General features: G+C 73.0%; 18 protein-coding genes. 9 read left to right on the top strand and 9 right to left on the bottom strand.

Annotated features, from left to right (window positions below):
- Positions 1-239: 239 nt before the first annotated feature.
- The gene (locus ACWEVP_RS39945) at positions 240-1,184 is read left to right on the top strand and encodes an MBL fold metallo-hydrolase (RefSeq protein WP_452067770.1); all 945 of its coding nucleotides are present in this window, start codon (positions 240-242) and stop codon (positions 1,182-1,184) included.
- On the opposite strand, the gene ACWEVP_RS39940 is transcribed toward ACWEVP_RS39945, so the two are convergent.
- Positions 1,181-1,360 (bottom strand): hypothetical protein, encoded by a 180-nt coding sequence (locus ACWEVP_RS39940; protein ID WP_452067769.1) that lies wholly within the window; start codon positions 1,358-1,360, stop codon positions 1,181-1,183. The genes ACWEVP_RS39945 and ACWEVP_RS39940 overlap by 4 nt on opposite strands.
- A 139-nt stretch (positions 1,361-1,499) precedes the next feature.
- On the opposite strand from ACWEVP_RS39940, the gene ACWEVP_RS39935 reads away from it, so the two are divergent.
- Genes ACWEVP_RS39935 through ACWEVP_RS39925 form a run of 3 tightly spaced genes read left to right on the top strand, consistent with a single transcriptional unit; the run spans position 1,500 to position 3,329 of the window.
- The gene (locus tag ACWEVP_RS39935) at positions 1,500-2,060 is read left to right on the top strand and encodes an RNA polymerase sigma factor (RefSeq protein ID WP_452067768.1); all 561 of its coding nucleotides are present in this window, start codon (positions 1,500-1,502) and stop codon (positions 2,058-2,060) included.
- The gene (locus tag ACWEVP_RS39930; RefSeq protein ID WP_452067767.1) at positions 2,057-2,494 is read left to right on the top strand and encodes a hypothetical protein; all 438 of its coding nucleotides are present in this window, start codon (positions 2,057-2,059) and stop codon (positions 2,492-2,494) included. The genes ACWEVP_RS39935 and ACWEVP_RS39930 overlap by 4 nt, the downstream gene beginning before the upstream one ends.
- Before the next feature lie 28 nt (positions 2,495-2,522).
- Positions 2,523-3,329 carry an esterase/lipase family protein gene (locus ACWEVP_RS39925; protein WP_452067766.1) on the top strand — a complete coding sequence of 269 codons (807 nt, stop codon included), beginning with the start codon at positions 2,523-2,525 and terminating at the stop codon, positions 3,327-3,329.
- On the opposite strand, the gene ACWEVP_RS39920 is transcribed toward ACWEVP_RS39925, so the two are convergent.
- From ACWEVP_RS39920 to folP, 4 genes are all read right to left on the bottom strand, one after another.
- Entirely contained in the window at positions 3,319-4,161 is an 843-nt protein-coding gene (locus ACWEVP_RS39920) for an ABC transporter permease (protein ID WP_452067765.1), read from the bottom strand. The genes ACWEVP_RS39925 and ACWEVP_RS39920 overlap by 11 nt on opposite strands.
- On the bottom strand, positions 4,158-5,069 hold the full coding sequence (locus ACWEVP_RS39915) for an ABC transporter ATP-binding protein (RefSeq protein WP_452067764.1): 912 nt from the start codon (positions 5,067-5,069) through the stop codon (positions 4,158-4,160). The genes ACWEVP_RS39920 and ACWEVP_RS39915 overlap by 4 nt, the downstream gene beginning before the upstream one ends.
- Positions 5,066-6,193, bottom strand: a complete 1,128-nt coding sequence (locus ACWEVP_RS39910) for a hypothetical protein (protein ID WP_452067763.1) — start codon at positions 6,191-6,193, stop codon at positions 5,066-5,068. Before ACWEVP_RS39910 ends, ACWEVP_RS39915 begins: the two co-directional genes overlap by 4 nt.
- Positions 6,194-6,295: 102 nt before the next feature.
- Positions 6,296-7,168 (bottom strand): dihydropteroate synthase, encoded by an 873-nt coding sequence (gene folP, locus ACWEVP_RS39905; protein ID WP_452067762.1) that lies wholly within the window; start codon positions 7,166-7,168, stop codon positions 6,296-6,298.
- A 96-nt stretch (positions 7,169-7,264) separates the two neighbouring features.
- Here folP and ACWEVP_RS39900 point away from each other — a divergent pair, with 96 nt between their 5' ends.
- Positions 7,265-7,918, top strand: coding sequence for a rhomboid family intramembrane serine protease (locus ACWEVP_RS39900; RefSeq protein WP_452067761.1), 654 nt, complete (start codon positions 7,265-7,267; stop codon positions 7,916-7,918).
- On the opposite strand, the gene ACWEVP_RS39895 is transcribed toward ACWEVP_RS39900, so the two are convergent.
- The gene (locus ACWEVP_RS39895) at positions 7,915-8,952 is read right to left on the bottom strand and encodes an NAD(P)-dependent alcohol dehydrogenase (RefSeq protein WP_452067760.1); all 1,038 of its coding nucleotides are present in this window, start codon (positions 8,950-8,952) and stop codon (positions 7,915-7,917) included. The two genes, ACWEVP_RS39900 and ACWEVP_RS39895, sit on opposite strands and share 4 nt — an antisense overlap.
- Here ACWEVP_RS39895 and ACWEVP_RS39890 point away from each other — a divergent pair.
- Positions 8,951-9,538, top strand: a complete 588-nt coding sequence (locus ACWEVP_RS39890; protein ID WP_452067759.1) for a TetR family transcriptional regulator — start codon at positions 8,951-8,953, stop codon at positions 9,536-9,538. The two genes, ACWEVP_RS39895 and ACWEVP_RS39890, sit on opposite strands and share 2 nt — an antisense overlap.
- On the opposite strand, the gene ACWEVP_RS39885 is transcribed toward ACWEVP_RS39890, so the two are convergent.
- The gene (locus tag ACWEVP_RS39885) at positions 9,535-10,311 is read right to left on the bottom strand and encodes an alpha/beta fold hydrolase (RefSeq protein ID WP_452067758.1); all 777 of its coding nucleotides are present in this window, start codon (positions 10,309-10,311) and stop codon (positions 9,535-9,537) included. The genes ACWEVP_RS39890 and ACWEVP_RS39885 overlap by 4 nt on opposite strands.
- Positions 10,312-10,406: 95 nt before the next feature.
- Between ACWEVP_RS39885 and ACWEVP_RS39880 the strand changes: the two genes are divergently transcribed.
- Positions 10,407-11,147 carry a trypsin-like serine peptidase gene (locus tag ACWEVP_RS39880; protein WP_452067757.1) on the top strand — a complete coding sequence of 247 codons (741 nt, stop codon included), beginning with the start codon at positions 10,407-10,409 and terminating at the stop codon, positions 11,145-11,147.
- 63 nt (positions 11,148-11,210) lie between these two features.
- On the opposite strand, the gene ACWEVP_RS39875 is transcribed toward ACWEVP_RS39880, so the two are convergent.
- A complete protein-coding gene (locus ACWEVP_RS39875) occupies positions 11,211-12,038 on the bottom strand; it encodes a DUF11 domain-containing protein (RefSeq protein ID WP_452067756.1) in 828 nt (275 codons plus the stop codon).
- 175 nt (positions 12,039-12,213) lie between these two features.
- Positions 12,214-12,843 (bottom strand): TetR/AcrR family transcriptional regulator, encoded by a 630-nt coding sequence (locus ACWEVP_RS39870; RefSeq protein WP_452067755.1) that lies wholly within the window; start codon positions 12,841-12,843, stop codon positions 12,214-12,216.
- A gap of 106 nt (positions 12,844-12,949) precedes the next feature.
- Between ACWEVP_RS39870 and ACWEVP_RS39865 the strand changes: the two genes are divergently transcribed.
- Entirely contained in the window at positions 12,950-14,635 is a 1,686-nt protein-coding gene (locus tag ACWEVP_RS39865; protein ID WP_452067754.1) for a TIGR03086 family metal-binding protein, read from the top strand.
- Between the two features lie 244 nt (positions 14,636-14,879).
- On the top strand, positions 14,880-15,719 hold the full coding sequence (locus ACWEVP_RS39860; protein WP_452067753.1) for a hypothetical protein: 840 nt from the start codon (positions 14,880-14,882) through the stop codon (positions 15,717-15,719).
- The last annotated feature ends 8 nt before the right edge of the window (positions 15,720-15,727 follow it).

The raw sequence follows: 15,727 nt of genomic DNA, 5'->3' as shown, positions 1-15,727 counted from the left end.
GTGCCGCCGGTCCCGTGAGCGATTCACCTCAAGCTGTCCGTTCTTGTCAGTGACAGCCCCCTCACCCCCTGCCTATCATCCTCGGTGGTCTAGACCGCACTTCTCGTCCCCGGCCGTACCGGGAAAGGCGGAACTCCCCCATGACCGCGAGATCCCGGCGCTGGGTCATCTCCGGGTAAAACCCCGCAACCTGCTCGCGCCCCCGTCGTTATCCGCTTCGTCAGTCCAGGGGAGGAACCATGCCGGCCGTCACTTCGAACATCGTCCCGCTCCGGCACGCGCGCCCGGGAGTGGTCGCGTACGTGAAGAGCCCGGCCGAATGGTTCGTCTCCAACAGCGGCTGGATCCAGGGCAGCGAGGGGGTCGTGCTGGTCGACACCTGCGGCACCGAGCAGGCGACGCTGGAGCTGGTGCGCGACGTCCGCAAGTACGCGGGCGAGCAGGAACTCACCGTGGTCGTCACGCACGCGCACGGTGAGCACCACAACGGCGTCGGGGTCGCGCTGCGCGAGGGCGGCACGGCGTTGGCCGCCCCCGGCAGCGTCGAGGAGGTCAAGGCCGGCCCGCAGACCTACGGCAACGTCTTCACCTACACCCAGTGGGGCGTGCTCGAGCCGCCGGAGCCGGCCGCGGTCAAGCCGGTGCCCGGCTGGCAGCGGCTCGACCTCGGCGACGCGGTCGCCGACGTCGTCGCGGTGCCGGGTGTCGCGCACACCGCGGGCGACCTCGTGGTGCACGAGCCGCGCTCGGGCACGCTCTTCACCGGCGACCTCGTCTCCATCGGCGACACGCCGGTGGCGGTGCACGGCTCGGTTCCGGGCTGGCTCAGCGCGCTCGACTGGCTGCAGGACACGTTCCGCCCGCGGACGCTCGTGCCCGGCCACGGCCCGGTGGCGACCCCGGGGCACACCGCGCTGCACGCGATGCGCGTCTACCTCGAGTGGCTGCTCGAGGTGACCGAGCGCCAGAGCGACTTCACGCGGCTGGCTAACCAGGCCTCGCTGCGCTGGCCGCACTGGCGCAACCCCGAGCGGCACATCGGCAACCTGATGCGCGCGTACGCCGACCAGCACGGCCGCAAGCTCGACGTGGACCTGGCGGTGGACGCGGTCCTCGCCGCGGCGGGCGGCCGGATCGACCTGGACTGCGTGCTCGGCGGGGAGCCCGTCCGCCGCATCTCCTAGAGGCGCACCACTTCCGGCGCCACCGGCGTGTCGCCGAGCACCGTGCAGGCGGGTACGCCAGTGCTCGACGGCACCGGCAGCGCCCGGCCCACTTTCACGCCGGCCACCGGCCGTCCGCAGGCGGCGAGGTCCAGCACCAGCAACGGTATGACGAGCAGTACTTTCCGGATCCGCATATCAGCTCACCCCGGTTTTGTCTCCACACTCCCACCCGGCACACGGCCTTCACGGCGGCGCGGTTCAGTGCGAACGGGTGTATTTCCGCGCCGGCCCGCGGATCCGGGTGGTTAGCTGGGCGAGCCGATCGGAGGTGCGGTGGACACCACGACCCTGCTCGAAACGGCCGCGCGCGGCGACCAGGCGGCCTGGGACACCCTGGTGGACCGGTACGCGAGCCTGCTCTGGGCGATCGCGCGCGGCCACCGGCTTTCCGACGCCGACGCGGCCGACGTCGTCCAGACGACCTGGCTGAAGCTCGTCGAGAACCTCGGCCGGATCAAGGACCCGGACCGCCTGCCCGGCTGGCTCGCGACGACCGCGCGGCACGAGTGCCTCCGCCAGCTCCGCCGGGCCGGTCGCGAACGGCCGTCCGACGAGCGCGACTGGCCCGAAGAACCCGCCGGCCACGCGGGTGTCGACGCGGCCCTGCTGCTCGACGAGCGCAACGCCACGCTCTGGCGCGCGCTGGCCACGCTGTCGGAGCAGTGCCGGCAGCTGCTGCGGGTGCTGATGGCGACTCCGCCGCCGTCGTACGCGGACGTGGCGGCCGCGCTCGGCATGCCGGTCGGCAGCATCGGCCCGACCCGGCAGCGCTGCCTGGCCCGGCTGCGCGAGCGGGCGGGTGCCGCCGGGCTCGGGACGGAGGACCGGACGTGACCGACGACGAACTCCTGGACGAGCTGCGCGCGGCCGCCGCGCGGGCGGACCCGGTACCGGACCTCGTGCTGCGCCAGGCCCGCGCGGCGCTGGCCACCCGCGACCTCGACACCGAGCTGGCCGAGCTCGGCTTCGACTCCGACCTCGCGGCGGCGGGCGCGGTCCGCGGCGGCGACGTCCGCCTGCTGTCGTTCGAGTCGGCCCGGGTGTCGGTGGAGCTGCAGGCCGAGTACGAGGACGACCGCGTCACGCTGCGCGGCCTGGTGACGGGCGCGGCCGGCGACGCGGTGATCGAGGCGGCGGGCGAGCGCCACGTCCGGCCGATCGCCGCGGACGGCTGGTTCACCGCGACGGGCCTGCCCCGCGGAGCGACGCGGGTGCGGGTGACGGCGGCGGACGGCACCACGGTCACGACCGGCTGGACCAGTCTCTGACCGGCGCCGGCCGGGGCATCATGGAACCGTGCGGATCACGGCCTGGTGGCGCGGCATCAGCCCGCGGCGGCGGCTGCTCATGGGCGGCCTCGTCGTCGCGGTGGCGGGCGTGCTCGTCGCGTCCGTCGTCGCCGCCACCGGCACCAGCGCCGCGCCGCAGTCCGGCGTTCCCGACCAGGCCAGACCCGGGCCCGTGCTGCTCGTCCCCGGTTACGGCGGCGGCCAGGGCGCGCTGAACGAGCTCGCCGCCCGCATCCGGCAGACCACCGGGCGCGCCACCGAGGTCCTCACCCTGGCCGGCGACGGCACCGGTGACCTGGTCGAACAGGCCGGCGTCCTGGCCGAAGCCGTCGAGAACGCCTACGCCCGCGGAGCGCCCTCGGTCGACGTCATCGGCTACTCGGCCGGCGGGGTCGTGGCCCGGCTGTGGGTCAGCCGCGACGGCGGCGACCACCAGGCCCGCCGCGTCATCACGCTCGGCGCGCCGATGCACGGCACGGGCCTCGCGGCGGCCGGTGGCGCGCTCGTCCCCGGCGCCTGCCCGGCCGCGTGCGTCCAGCTGGCCCCGGGCAGCACGCTCATGCAGGAGCTGGCGAAGGAACCCGTCCCGGCGACGCTGCCGTGGCTTTCGGTGTGGACCGAGCGGGACGAGACCGTCACACCGCCCGACTCCGCCCGGCTCGACGGCGCCGTCAACGTCGCCATCCAGCAGGTCTGCCCCGGCAACCAGGCCGGCCACGGCGACCTCCCCACCGACCCCGCCGTCACCGAGCTGGTCCTGCAGGCCCTCGGCACCGGCCCGCTCGAAGCGCCCGCCGAGTGCCTCAGCTCGTGACGTCCTTGGTCGCGAAGTTCGCCCACGCGGCGCCGAAGAACACCACGACGTAGCCCGCCTGCAGCAGCAGCCCGTGGTCGATGTTGCGCCATAGCACGGGATCGCGGAAGAAGTCGATCCAGGACAGCCAGTAGTGCGTCGGCAGGTACGGCTTCACCGACGCGGCCGCGTCCAGCGTCTCCAGCACCGAACTGGTGATCAGCACCGCCAGCCCGCCGAGCGCGGCCCCCAGCGCCGAGTCGCTCAACGTCGAGAGGAACACCGTGATCGCGGCGAACCCCAGCATCGACGTGACGATGTAGGACACCGCGCCGAGCAACCGCAGGCCGAGCCCGGACGAGCTGAGCGACTGCCCCGACAACGACGTCACGCCGGTCGGCTGCCCACCCGGCCCGGCGACACCCGGCGTCCCGCCGGTGCCGAACAGGATCACGCCGAGCACCAGCGAAGTCAGCACGACGATCACGATCGCCGCGGTCACGTACACGGCCAGCGCGACCATCTTCGCGCCGAGCAGCCGCGTCCGGCCGACCGGCCGGACCAGCAGGTACCGCAGGGTGCCGCTCGACGCCTCCCCCGCGATCGAGTCGCCGGCGACGACCGCGACGGCGATCGGCAGGAACAGCGGCAGGACGAGCGCGAGCGCGGCCGCCGGGAACAGCGCGCCGTCGTTGACCACCGCCGAGAGGAACGCCCCGCCCTGCCCGGGTGGTGGCGCGAAGTCGGCCGTCGCCAGGAAGACACCGACGATCGCCGGCAGCAGGCAGAGCAGCAGCACGCTGACCCAGACCCGCGGCCGCAGCGCGAGCTTGCGCAGTTCGACGGCGATCACCCGGCGGCTCCGAACCGGTCCGAGCCCGGACCCGTCACGTCGAGGACGACCTCTTCGAGCGTCCGCCGCTCGGCGTGGATCGACGTCACGCGCACCCCCGCTTCGACCAGCAGCGCGTTCAGCGCGGCCGGGTCGCCGTGCCGGATGACCAGGCGGTCACCGTCGCGGGCCTCGAGCTGGCCGTCGAGGACCGCGGCCGCCGCGGCGGCGTCCGGCGTGCCGACCAGCACGCGGCCGGTCGCGGCCCGCAGCGTCGCCAGGTCTTCTTCCAGCACGAGCCGGCCGCGGTCGACGACGCCGACGCGCGTGCAGAGCTGTTCGACTTCGGCCAGCAGGTGGCTCGACAGGAACACCGTGGTGCCGGCCGCGTTCAGCGCGACGAGCAGTTCGCGGATCTCCTTGATGCCCTGCGGGTCGAGGCCGTTGGTCGGCTCGTCGAGGATCAGCAGCCGGGGCTTGCGCAGCAGCGCGCCGGCGAGGCCGAGGCGCTGCCGCATGCCGAGCGAGTACGCCTTCACCGGCCGCTGGTCCACCCCGCCGAGGCCGACCTGTTCGAGGGCCTCGTCGATCCGGCGGCGCCGGGTGCGCCGCCCGCCGCCACGCCCGGCGGCGTCGAGCAGCGCGAGGTTCCGCCGTCCGGACAGGTGCGGGTACGCGGCCGGGCCTTCGACCAGCGCGCCGACCTCCGGCAGCACCTCCGCGACCCGCTTCGGGACGGGCTTCCCGAGCACCTCGATCTCGCCGCCGGTCGCGTACACGAGGCCGAGCAGCATCCGGACGAGCGTGGTCTTGCCCGAGCCGTTCGGGCCGAGGAAGCCGTACCGGTCGCCTTCCCGGACGGCCAGGTCGACGGCGTCGACCGCGAGGGTGGTCCCGTACCGCTTGGTCAGCGCGCGCGTGACGATCATCGGCCGCTCCGGCGCAGCCGGGACAGCTCGTCGGCGACGGTCCGCAGCACGTCGGGCGTCACCGTCCCGGCCAGCAGGTACGAGCGGCGGAACACCGAGGACCGGACGATGGCCAGCGACAACGGCGTGATCGACAGCTGCACCACGGTCCCGGCGGCCAGCTTGACCTGCACCGCGCCGGCCTTCCCGGCGGCATCGGCCGCCGCGTTCCCGACGGCGCGCGGCACGGCGATGACCGCGAAGGCCGCGAGCCCGGTGCCGTAGAGCGCGGCGCCTTCGACGCCGCCGAAGTTCGACGACACCACCGGGCGCCCGGCGAGCGTCGCGGGCAGCGGAACCTGGCCCAGCGCGCCGAGCGCGTTCGAGACGTCCGGGGCGCTGGCGACGGTGAACCCCGAGCCGAGCACCGGCCGCGGCGCCTCGACGACCGGCGTCGTCTGGTCGAGCTGCCGGAACTCGGTGACCAGGATGGGCGCCTGCTGGCCCCGGGCGGTGACCTCGACGCGCACGGCCAGGCCGGTCGCCGGGTCCGCCCAGACGTCGACCCGCCCGATCGTCGTGGCCGGGTCGGCGGGCACGAGCCGCAGCCCGGACGCGGCGACCCCGGCGACGTTGCGGCCCGGCAGCGCGCTCACCGGGTCGCCCTTCGCCGCCTTCAGGATCCGCCGCGCGAGCTCGGGCGGCAGCAGGTCACCGGCCCGCGGCAGCCGCACGGCCGGTTCCCCGATCAGCTCGGTCAGCGTGTTGTCGCCGTAGTCCCAGGTGTATTCGCCGTCGGGCAGCCGGTAGACGTCGTGTTCGCCGGCGGTGCCGAGGATGTCGACGCGGTAGCGGTCGGGCCCTGCGTACCAGGCGCGCATCGGCGTCCGCATGGAGAACAGCGCCGTGACGGGAGCGAGGTTCGGCAGTTCCGGCAGGGCGAGCGAACCGGCGCTTTCGGCGTAGCCCTGGTACGGCTTTCCGGCGGAGCCCAGCACGAGGTCGCGCAGCCGGGCGGGATCGACGCTCGCGCCGGCCGGGGCGAGCGCGGCGAGCACCGACGGCACGGACACGAGCACCGCGGCCACGGCGGCGACGACCGCCCACCGGCGCCGCTTCGCGTGCCGCACCACCGAGGGCGTCATCCGGCATCACCTCTTCGTCCTTTGTACGCCATGCCGGACGCAACGCGGACTACTCGGCTGGGCACGCGCGGCCGAAGTCACGGACCTCCGGCACCTCAGTCCTTAAAGGACACCCAGGCCCGCGACCGCCTCGACGGCTTCCCGCGTCTCCCGGACGTTGTGGGCGCGAAAGACCGCCGCACCCGCGTGCGCCGCGATCGCCGTGGCCGCGAGGGTGCCCGCCAGGCGGTCGTGGGCCTCGACGTCGAGGGTCTCGCCGATCAGGTCCTTATTCGACAGCGCCACGAGCACCGGCCAGCCGGTCGCCACCAGCCGGTCGAAGTGGCGCAGCAGCTCGAGGCCGTGGCGGGTGCTCTTGCCGAAGTCGAACGTCGGGTCGACTAGCACGCCGCCGCGCGGGACGCCCGCCGCGACGGTCCGCTCGGCCGCCGCGGTCAGCTCGGCGACCACGTCCGCGACGACGTCGTCGTAGCGCGGCCAGAACGGGCGCTCCGCGGTCGGCTCGGGGTACGGGTCGGTGCGCACCGGCATGCCCCCGACGTGGGAGCAGACGTAGCCGGTGCCGAACTCGGCGGCCACCTCGACCAGCTTCGGGTCGGCGCCGGCCCAGGTGTCGTTGAGCAGGTCGGCGCCGGCTTCGCAGACCCGGCGGCCGACCTCGTGGCGCCAGGTGTCGACGCTGATGACCAGGTCCGGGTGGCGTTCCCGGACCTCGGCGACGAACGGCACGACCCGGTCGCTCTCCTCGTCGACGCCGACCTCGGGCCCCTCGCCCGCCTTGACCCCGCCGATGTCGACGATGTCGGCGCCCGCCTCGACCGCGCGGTCGACGGCCTCGAGCGCGGCGTTGCGCGCGAACGTCGCACCCTTGTCGTAGAAGGAGTCGGGCGTGCGGTTGACGATGGCCATGACCAGCGCGCGGTCGCCGGGCATGCGGCGGCCGCGGAAGACCGTCTCCGGCCGGGGTGGCGTCATGTCCCCAACCCTGCCAGGTCACGGCTCGGTCCGGAACGCCGCGTCCGGGGCCGCCGCCCGGTTATCCTCGGGCGCACACCGAGCAGGGGGAACGACATGACGAGCGCCGAGGGCCCGGCCCGCAGCGAAGCCGAGATGATGATCGCCGAGGCCAAGAAGGCCTTGTGGGTGATGGTCGGCCTGCTGGCCGTGGTGTGGGTCATCCAGCTGGTCAACGCGCCCACCGGCTACGACCTGAGCAACGAGTTCGGCATCGAGGCGCGGAACCCGGCGTCGCTGCCGGAAATCTTCACCGCCCCCTTCCTGCACGGCAGCTGGGGCCACATCGAGGGCAACTCGGGGCCGCTGTTCGTGTTCGGCTTCCTCGCCGCCTACCGCGGCGTGAAGAAGTGGCTCGGGGTGAGCGTGCTGATCATCGTCGCCAGCGGGCTCGGCGTCTGGTTCATCTCGCCGTCGAACTCGGTCACGGTCGGCGCCAGCGGCCTGGTGTTCGGCTACTTCGGCTACATCATCGTGCGCGGCCTGTTCGACCGGCACCCGATCGACATCGTGATCGGGCTGGTGATGGCGTTGTGCTTCGCCTACCAGTTCGCGTCGCTGCTGCCGAGCGAAGAGGGGGTCAGCTGGCAGGGCCACCTGTTCGGCTTCGCCGGCGGCATCATCGGCGGCTGGCTGTTCCGCGACAAGCGCCCCAAGGCGGACACCGCCCCCGACCCGGCGACCACCCTGCTGCCCAAGAACTCCGGCTAGTCCAGGTCCGCGAGGTCCAGGACGAAGCGGTAGCGGACGTCGTTGCGGGACAGGCGATCCAGGACCTCGTTCACCCGGGCCGACGGGACCACTTCGACGTCCGCGGCGACGCCGTGGCGCGCGCAGAAGTCGAGCATCGCCGCGGTCCCGGGACGGCCGCCGCTGCCCGCCGACGTCAGCTTCTTGCGACCCACCAGCAGGTCCATCGCCTCGACCGTGAGCGTGCCGAGGTGCCCGACCTGGCTGAGGGTGCCGTCCAGGGCGACCAGGCGCAGGTACGGGCCGAGGTCGTGGGGCACCGCGATGGTGTCGATGACGACGTCGAACCGGTCCCCGGCCGCCGCGAGCTGCGCGGGATCGGCCGACACCACCAGCTCACGCGCCCCGAGGCGGCTCGCGTCGGCGGCCTTGCCGGCGGAGCGGCTGATGACCGTCGTCTCGGCGCCCAGGGCGACCGCCAGCTTGACGGCCAGGTGACCGAGCCCGCCGAGCCCGGCCACCGCGACCCGGGTCCCGGGCCCGGCACCGAGCGCGCGCAGCGGCTCCCAGACCGTGATGCCCGCGCACAGCAACGGCGCGGCGGACGCCGGGTCGAGGCCCGCGGGGAGCCGGTAGGCGAAGTCCTCCCGCACGACGTACTCGCGGGAGAACGCGCCGAGCGTCGGGGAGCCGTCGTGGCGGTCGGTTCCCCCGTAGGTGAGCGTCGGGAATTCCGCGCAGAAGTTCTCCTGGCCGCGGCGGCACATCGCGCACGTCCCGCAGGAGTCGACGATGTTGCCGACCGCCACCGGATCGCCGGGCGCGAACCGTGTCACCGCGGGCCCGGCGGCGGTCACGACGCCGGTGAACTCGTGGCCCGGCACCAGCGCCGTGTCGCGGCGGCCGCGGACCGCGTGCAGGTCCGTGTGGCAGACCCCGCAGTGGTCCACGCGGATCGCGATGTCGTCGTCGCGCAGGTCGCGCCGCCGGAGGGTGGCGCGCCGGAGGGCCGGTTCGGTCGCGCCGGCCAGCCAGCCGGTCGTGGTGCGTCGCATGGCCGACAAGCTGCTGACCGCCCGCGGAGCCGCCACGAAGCAGCGCATCATCGACGCGGCGACCGAGGAGTTCGCCCGGTACGGCATCGCCGGGGCCCGCGTCGAGCGCATCGTCGAGGCGGCCCGGACCAACCGGGCCCAGATGTACGCCTACTTCGGCAGCAAGGACGGGCTGTTCGACGCGATCTTCTTCGCCTCGCTGGAGCGGATCGTGAACGTGGTGCCGATCGACGGCGCCGACCTCGCCGGCTGGGCGGTCCGCCTCTACGACGAGTACCTGCGCCGCCCGGACCTCATCCGCCTCGCCACCTGGACCCGCCTCGAACGGCGGCCGGCCGGCCACCTCGTGGCCGACGCCGACCGGCTGGACGACGCCAAGCTGCGCGCGATCGCCGACGCGCAGGCCGCCGGGCTGGTCCGGCCGGGCGACCCGTTCGACCTGATGGCGCTGGTGATCGCGATGTCGATGGCGTGGTCGCCGGTCAGCAACGTCTACGCCGCCACGGAAGCGGAGGCCGCCGAGGTCCACGACCGGCGACGGCAGCTGCTGCGGGAGTGCGTGCGCAGCGCCATCGCACCCGCTTAGCCCCCGAAGGCGAACACCGCCGCGGCGAACCGGTCCGGGTCGAAGTCCATCGCCTGGTGCGCCTGGCCGTGCAGCGGCACGACGTCGGCGCCGGGGACGCGCGCGGCCACCGCGTCGGCGGCCAGCCGCAGGTACTCGGGGCTCTCGGTGCCGGCGAACAGCCTGACCGGGATCGCGATCTCGCCGAGGCCCGCGCCGAACTCCATCGCCTCGACGACGTCCAGCTCCCGCGGGATCGTGTGCGCGGCCGCGACCCGAGACCGCCAGACCGGCGTGTCGCGCATCGCCTCGACGTCGGCCTCGCCGAGCCGCAGCGCCTCCCGCAGGAAGATCCGCAGGATCTCTTCGGGGTCTTCGGCCGCCCGCATGCGGTCGCGCGCGGCCGCCCCGACGACGTGCTCGCCCGGCTTCGGCCGGGGCGGCTCGTAGGCCACGAGCCGCGCCACGGCGTCGGTCTTCCGGACGGCTTCCAGCGCGCACAGGGCGCCGTAGGAGTGCGCCAGGAGGTAGACGCCACCCCCGGCGACCTCGGCCACCGCGGCGATGTCCTCGCCTTCGCGCTCGATGGCGTACCCGGGCGCTTCGTCCCGGCTCAGCCCGCGCCCGCGGCGGTCGACGAGGTGGAGGCGGTAGCGCGCGGCGAGCCGCTCGCGCACCGCCGTCCAGCGCGTGTGGTCCGCGCCGGTGCCGTGCACGAGGACCATCGGTGGGCCGGCGCCCACGGTTTCGAACCCGATGACCGTGCCGTCGGGCGACCTGACCGAACTCGACATGCTCCCGAGGCTAACGGCGTCGCGGCCGCTGTGAAGTCGCTGTGCATCGCCCTCGTCGCACTGCCGAGCCGGCGCCGGTGTGGTGATCTGGAACCGTGGCGATCAAGTTCCTGAGGCCCGTGGTCGCGGGCGCGGCGGCGGTGCTGCTCCTCGGCGCCGGCCTCGTCGCCGGCACGGGCACGACCGCAGACGACGCCTACGCCGCGGGCGCCGTCCCGGCCCCCGTCACCACCACTTCCGCACCGGCGAAAACCGTCTCCCCGGTCGGCGCGTTGTTCGCGAACGGGAGCCATTTCTGCACGGCGAGCGTCGTGCATTCCGGTGCCGGCGACCTGGTGCTGACGGCCGCGCACTGCGTCAAAGACGGAATGGCGTTCGCCCCGGCCTACCACGACGGTGTCGCGCCGCTGGGAATGTGGACGGTCACGGGTGTCGCCGTCGCGGACGGCTGGACGGACTCGGCCGATCCGGATCTGGATTTCGCGTTCCTGACCGTTCGGCAGGCCGGAAATCCGGCGTCGCTGGAAAGCCTCACCGGCGCCGAAGTCCTCGGCACCGATCGCGGATTCGACCACACGATCACCCTGACGGGTTACCCCGATACGACCGATTCCCCCGTGGTGTGCACCGGCACCACGACACGGTCCGACACCTACCAGCTGCGCGTCGCTTGCCCCGGCTTCCCGGACGGCACCAGCGGCGGGCCGTGGGTCACCGGCGGCGCGGTCATCGGGGTCATCGGCGGCTACCAGCTCGGCGGTGACACCCCGGACGTCTCCTACAGCCCGTACTTCGACGACGACATCGCGAAGCTGTACGCCTCGGTGGCCGGCTGAAAACGCGAACCGGGCCCGCGTCCCTGGCGGAGGACGCGAGCCCGGTTCCCCTCTCGCGAACCCTCAGCAGGTCACGATGAGCCCGGTGAGCGCCGAGCACGTCTTCGACGCGCTGTCGTTGGCACTGTTGGGATCCTGCGGCGAGCTGGCGGTGCGGATCGCCGTCGTGGTGTACGAGCCGAGCGCCAGCAGGCCGCCGTTGACCGAGAACTTCGCCGTCGCCGAGGCGCCGGGCGCCAGCGACGCGAAGTCGCAGTTCACGTTCCGGGTGGTGCCGACGCGGGCGCAGCCGGTGCCGCTCGCGTACGTCAGGCCGGACGCATACGTTGCCACCACACGGATCCCCGACGCGGCGGCCGGGCCGTTGTTCGTCACGGTGACCGTGTAGTCGATGCGCGCGTTGAGTCCGCCGTGGCCTGTCGCGGCGAGGCCGACCTTGACGTCGGCCTGCGTCGCGGGGCTCGCGACGGTGATGACCGGGCCGTCGAGGATGTCGAAGGCGTAGTTGTCGCCGACGAACTGGTGCTGCAGCGTGAACTGCCCGAGCGGCGCGGTGTCCTTGACCCGCAGCGTCCACACGGTGGTCTTCGTGCCGCCCGCCTCGAGGTCGCCGAACGCGGCGCGGTAGCTGCTGCCGGCCTGGAAGCAGCCGACCGCGGTCGTGTTGGTGCAGGAGACGACGTCGACGACGTCGGTGATCGCGGTCGGGTTGCCGTAAATGGCGCCCTTCGCGAAAGTCACCGTGAAATCGCGGTCGTTGTGAATGGTTTGCGTGACGGTGAATGTCTGTCCCGGCACCACGGTGGTGGTGCTGACGTCGACGGCACTCGTGGGCGTTTCCGCCTGCGCGGCGGGCGCCAGCGCGAGGAACGCCGTGGCCAGTGCGGCCACCGAGGCCAGGATCGTGGTCCGTCGCCAGGGTCTGTGCATAGTCGTGGTCTCGCTGTTCCGTCCGGGGAATGCCGCTCTGACTGATGCTGCGTGGTATTCGTGGACATCCGACGCTGATCAGTCGTCGCGAAACGGGCATTCGTTACCGCCATCCGGACGCGTCGCGCAGCGGCCGTCAGGACGGACGCCAGCGGCCGTTCATCTCACCCGGGCGCGGCGGCGGACCGGGCAGCACGCGGTCTTTTCCCGCTTCCAGCCCCTCGACGAGCATCGCCAGGTACCGGCGGCGCAGCTGGGTGGTGCGCTCCGGGTCGTCGACGCGGATCGCCGCGCAGCACTCCAGGATCATGCCGATGTCTTCGGTGACGGCGTCTTCGCGCAGCCGCCCGGTTCCCCGCGCCCGCGCGAAGAGGGCCGCTGACAGCTCGTTGGCGCGCCGCGCGTCGGCCCCCATTTCCTCGGTCGGGGTGAACGTGCCGGCGAGGTGGACGGTCAGCGAGTGGACGTCGGCTTCGACGACCCGTTCAAGGAAGCCCGTGAGCGCCGTCCAGGCGTCCGGCTCTTCGTCGGCGGCCTCGGCCTCGGCGATGTACCTGCGGAGGCCGTCGTGGCAGAGGCGGCAGAGCAGGAGCTCCTTGCTCGGGTACCGCCGGTAGAGGGCGCTGATCCCGACGCCGGCGCGCTCGGCGACCTGCGAGATCGGCGCCTTCGGGTCCGCGAGGAAGACGTGGCGGGCGGCGTCGAGGATGACGACGTTGTTGCGGGCGGCCTGGCCGCGGCGGCCGGGCAGGGCTGTCTCGGGCATGCCCTGCAGATTAGCACTGGAACGGATCGTTCCGGTCTGCTAAAGTTCGGAACGAAGCATTCCGTTCCAGCAAATCGTTCCACAGCGCCGACCCGAGGAGCCAGTCATGACCGTTCGCCCGTTCCGCGCCGAGATCCCCCAGTCCGCCCTGGACGACCTGCGGGGCCGTCTCCAGCGGGCGCTGTGGCCGGACGACCTGCCCGCCGAGTACGGCGTCACGAACGAGCGGGTTCGCGCGCTGGCCGAGCACTGGCTGGAGAAGTTCGACTGGCGGGCGTTCGAGGAGAAGCTCAACGCGTACCCGCAGTTCGTGACGGAGATCGACGGCGAGACGATCCACTTCCTGCACGTCCGCTCGTCGCGGGCGGACGCGACGCCGCTGGTGCTGACGCACGGCTGGCCGGGCTCGATCGTCGAGTACCTCGACGTGATCGGCCCGCTGACCGAGCCGGAGTCGGCCGACGAGCCGGCGTTCCACCTGGTGATCCCGTCCTTGCCGGGCTTCGGGTTTTCGGGCCCGACCAAGGCGGCGGGCTGGGGAACGCACCGCACGGCGGCCGCGTGGGCGGAGCTGATGAGCCGCCTGGGCTACGAGTCGTACGGCGCGGCGGGCAACGACGCGGGTTCGATGATTTCGCCGGAGATCGGCAGGCTCGCGCCGGAGAAGGTGGTCGGTGTGCACGTCACGCAGCTGTTCTCGTTCCCGTCGGGCGACCCGGCGGAGATGGCGGACCTGAGCGAGGCCGACCAGGCGGCGCTGGCGCACCTGCAGTGGTTCTACGAGAACATGTTCTCCTTCAACACGCTGCACAGCCAGCAGCCGCACACGCTCGCGTTCGCGCTGGCCGACTCCCCGCTGGGGCTGCTGGCGTGGAACGCGCAGCTGTTCGGTGAGCACCTCGACGCGGACTTCGTGATCGCGAACGTGGCGCTGTACTGGCTGACCGGCACGGGCGGCTCGTCGATCCGCTTCTACTTCGAGGACGCGCACACGACGGCCCACCCGGAGGGCCCGACGACGGTCCCGACAGGCCTGGCGATGTTCGCGGGCGACTTCCAGTCGATCCGCCGCTTCGCCGAGAGAGACCACGCGAACATCGTCAGCTGGAACGCGTACGACGCCCGGTCGGGAAGCGGCGGCCCCCGCGACGCGGCCGGCCACTACGCGGCGCACGAGGCCCCGGAGGTCCTGGTCGCGGACATCCGCGGGTTCTTCGCGAGCCTGGACCGCTGGCCGGTGCTGACGGCGGCGCACAACGCCCTGCGCGCGGCGGTGGCGGGGGTGACGGAGTGGAAGCTCCCGACCCCGTGCGCGGAGTGGAACGTGGCACAGGTGGCCCACCACGCGGCGGGCGACCAGCAGGGCTACGCGGCGTTCATCACGGGCGAGCCGGGCCCGGACTTCAACCCGTTCGCCCCGTCGGGCGAGCTCGAGGACGTACCGGCCTTCCTGGAGCCGACGCTGTCCGCCTCGGCGGCGGCGTTCGCCACGGTTTCCCGCACGGCAACGGAGGTCCCGACGCCGTTGCCCCAGGGCGCGCTCCCGGCCCGGGTGGCGGTGGGGGCGGCAGCACTGGACGCGGCGGTCCACGCATGGGACATCGCGGTGGCGACGGGCCAGGAGTCCCCGCTGACGCAGTTCCTGGCGGAGTCGCTGCTGCCGGTGGCAAAGGAGCTGGCCGAGCCGCTGCGAGGATTCGCCTACGCACCGGCGTTGGAGGAGTCCCCGAGCGACGACGCGGCTGCGCAGCTGCTGCGCTACTTGGGCCGCGATCCCCAATGGACGGCGTGAGGGGCGCTCATCGGCCGGGGACCGCGGAGGCGGCCCCCGGCCGGCGTTTCCGTCGCCTGCGGAACGGAATTCTCTGGCCAGTTCCCCCAGCCGACAGTCGCTCACCCCGCGAACCTTGGCCTTCCTCGGCAAGTGAGCCACGCGGCCAACGAACCAACCAACCACAGAGGACCACCCCGCCGCAACCGGTTACCGACGCCAAAACCCTTTGCCCCCAAGCAAATCCCCTCCTTACCCTGGCCCCATGACGAACCGACCGTTCCGGTGGGACCTGGTGCGTCCCGACCAGGTCGGGACGCTCCTCGACCACACCAGGCAACCCCGCCTCTGGTTCCTCGAAGACCTCACCGAAGCCACCGCGAAGGTCCTGGCCCGCTGCGGCGACGGTGAACTCCACTTCGTCGGCCGCTCGCTCGACAGCATGCACGATCTCCTCGGTGGCGCCCTCGAACGGACCTCCTGGCACGATCGCGTCCGGCAGCTTCCCGTCTCGCTCAAGCCACGGGCCGACTACAGCCGCCGGGATGTCGAACACCTCCGGGGCAACCTCGCCGCGAACGGCATCACCCCCTACGCCCTCGCCCGCGGGACTCGGCCCACCGTCTTCGTCGATCTCGTCTACGAAGGCGATACCTTCACCGAGCTCTACCTCCGGCTGCGCGACTGGATCGACGACGAACGCGAGGCCTGGCACGTCATCCGGCGCAAGCTGCGGTTCCTCGGGGTCACCCTCCGGCAGCCCGTCCGGCCGGATGCCTGGCGGTGGCAGGAGGACGCCGGCTGGACGCGGGAACTGCCCGCCGCCGCCGTGCGGAACGTCTCGCTCTCCCCGGACGTCTGGTTCTACTTCGGGAACGATCAGGCGAAGCTCACCCCCTCCTTCCCGCGGCAGCGGTGGACCGACGAGACCGTCCGGACCCCCGACCACGGCAAGGCCACCCGGCGGGCGCTGGCCGAAGCCTTCGCCCTCGTCGAGGCCGGGCGGTCCGCCGAAACCCGCGACCGGCTCGTCCGGACGATCTCCGCCGAACCCGCGATCGCCGGGCCGTGGCTGCGGGCGCTCGTCACCGAACTGCGGTGCTGACCAGCCGG

The sequence above is a fragment of the Amycolatopsis sp. NPDC003865 genome (assembly GCF_053605345.1).
Note: the sequence above shows the minus strand (reverse complement) of the source record. Positions and strands in the feature narration are given on the sequence as shown.